Annotated in this window: 1 rRNA gene; it reads left to right on the top strand. The window is 53.8% G+C overall.

The features are described from left to right. Positions 1-2,521, top strand: a 23S ribosomal RNA gene (locus AC1DF0_RS31865); the annotation flags it as partial. Positions 2,522-2,523 lie beyond the last annotated feature (2 nt).

Consider the following 2,523-nt stretch of genomic DNA (forward strand, 5'->3'; position numbering starts at 1 on the left):
ATCCTGAGTACGGCGGGACACGTGAAACCCCGTCGGAATCCGGCAGGACCATCTGCCAAGGCTAAATACTCCCTGGTGACCGATAGTGAAGCAGTACCGTGAGGGAAAGGTGAAAAGCACCGCGGAAGCGGAGTGAAAAAGAACCTGAAACCGTGCGCTTACAAGAAGTCAGAGCCCGTTAAATGGGTGATGGCGTGCCTTTTGTAGAATGAACCGGCGAGTTACGATTACGTGCAAGGTTAAGTCGGAAAGACGGAGCCGCAGCGAAAGCGAGTCTGAATAGGGCGACATAGTACGTGGTTGTAGACCCGAAACCGTGTGATCTACCCCTGTCCAGGGTGAAGGTGCGGTAACACGCACTGGAGGCCCGAACCCACGAATGTTGAAAAATTCGGGGATGAGGTGGGGGTAGCGGAGAAATTCCAATCGAACTCGGAGATAGCTGGTTCTCCCCGAAATAGCTTTAGGGCTAGCCTCGGTTATGAGTGTCGTGGAGGTAGAGCACTGATTGGGTGCGGGGCCCGCCAAGGGTTACCAAGTCCAGTCAAACTCCGAATGCCATAGACATGCTTACCGGGAGTCAGACAGTGAGTGCTAAGATCCATTGTCAAGAGGGAAACAGCCCAGATCATCAGCTAAGGTCCCCAAGTGTGTGTTAAGTGGGAAAGGATGTGGAGTTGCAAAGACAACCAGGATGTTGGCTTAGAAGCAGCCACCATTTAAAGAGTGCGTAATAGCTCACTGGTCGAGTGACTCTGCGCCGAAAATGTAACGGGGCTAAACACACCACCGAAGCTATGACATTGCAGCTTGCTGCATTGGGTAGGGGAGCGTTGAATACGGGTTGAAGTCAGACCGTGAGGACTGGTGGASYGYATTCAAGTGAGAATGCCGGTATGAGTAACGAAAAGACAAGTGAGAATCTTGTCCGCCGAAAGCCTAAGGGTTCCTGAGGAAGGCTCGTCCGCTCAGGGTAAGTCGGGACCTAACGCGAGGCCGAAAGGCGTAGTGGAAGGACAACAGGTTGAAATTCCTGTACCACCGAAGATTGTTTGAGCAATGGGGTGACACAGAAGGGCAGTGACGCGGACTGATGGAATAGTCCGTCCAAGCAGTGAGGCTRRTTSGTAGGCAAATCCGCSAAYYRTTMGGCTGGGCTGTGATGGGGAGCGAAAATTACAGTAGCGAAGGTCATGTACTCCGGCTGTCAAGAAAAGCCTCTAGTGAGATCTAGGTGCCCGTACCGCAAACCGACACAGGTAGGCGAGCAGAGCATGCTAAGGCGCGCGGAAGAACTCTCGTTAAGGAACTCGGCAAAATGACCCCGTAACTTCGGGAGAAGGGGTGCCTCGGTAGGGTGAATAGCCCGAGGGGGCCGCAGTGAAAAGGCCCAAGCGACTGTTTAGCAAAAACACAGGTCTGTGCGAAGCCGTAAGGCGAAGTATACGGGCTGACGCCTGCCCGGTGCTGGAAGGTTAAGGGGAGCGGTTAGGGGTTAAACCCGAAGCTGTGAACCGAAGCCCCAGTAAACGGCGGCCGTAACTATAACGGTCCTAAGGTAGCGAAATTCCTTGTCAGGTAAATTCTGACCCGCACGAATGGCGTAACGACTTGGGCGCTGTCTCAACGAGAGATCCGGTGAAATTTTAATACCTGTGAAGATGCAGGTTACCCGCGACAAGACGGAAAGACCCCATGGAGCTTTACTGCAGCTTGATATTGGACTTTGGTACGATCTGTACAGGATAGGTGGGAGCCATTGAAGCATGAGCGCCAGCTTGTGTGGAGGCGACGTTGGGATACCACCCTGATCGTATCGGAGTTCTAACCTACTACCGTGAAACCGGTAGAGGGACCGTGTCAGGCGGGCAGTTTGACTGGGGCGGTCGCCTCCTAAAATGTAACGGAGGCGCCCAAAGGTTCCCTCAGAATGGTTGGAAATCATTCGAAGAGTGCAAAGGCATAAGGGAGCTTGACTGCGAGACCTACAAGTCGAGCAGGGACGAAAGTCGGGCTTAGTGATCCGGTGGTACCGAATGGAAGGGCCATCGCTCAACGGATAAAAGCTACCCTGGGGATAACAGGCTTATCTCCCCCAAGAGTCCACATCGACGGGGAGGTTTGGCACCTCGATGTCGGCTCATCGCATCCTGGGGCTGAAGTAGGTCCCAAGGGTTGGGCTGTTCGCCCATTAAAGCGGTACGCGAGCTGGGTTCAGAACGTCGTGAGACAGTTCGGTCCCTATCTGTCGCGGGCGCAGGAAATTTGAGAGGAGCTGTCCTTAGTACGAGAGGACCGGGATGGACGTACCGCTGGTGTACCAGTTGTTCCGCCAGGAGCACCGCTGGGTAGCCAAGTACGGACGGGATAAGCGCTGAAAGCATCTAAGCGTGAAGCCCCCCTCAAGATGAGATTTCCCAGTATGTAAGACCCCTTGAAGACGACGAGGTTGATAGGTTCGGGGTGGAAGCACAGCAATGTGTGTAGCTGACGAATACTAATCGGTCGAGGGCTTATCCTAAA

The sequence above is a fragment of the Paenibacillus sp. 05T425 genome (assembly GCF_056396205.1).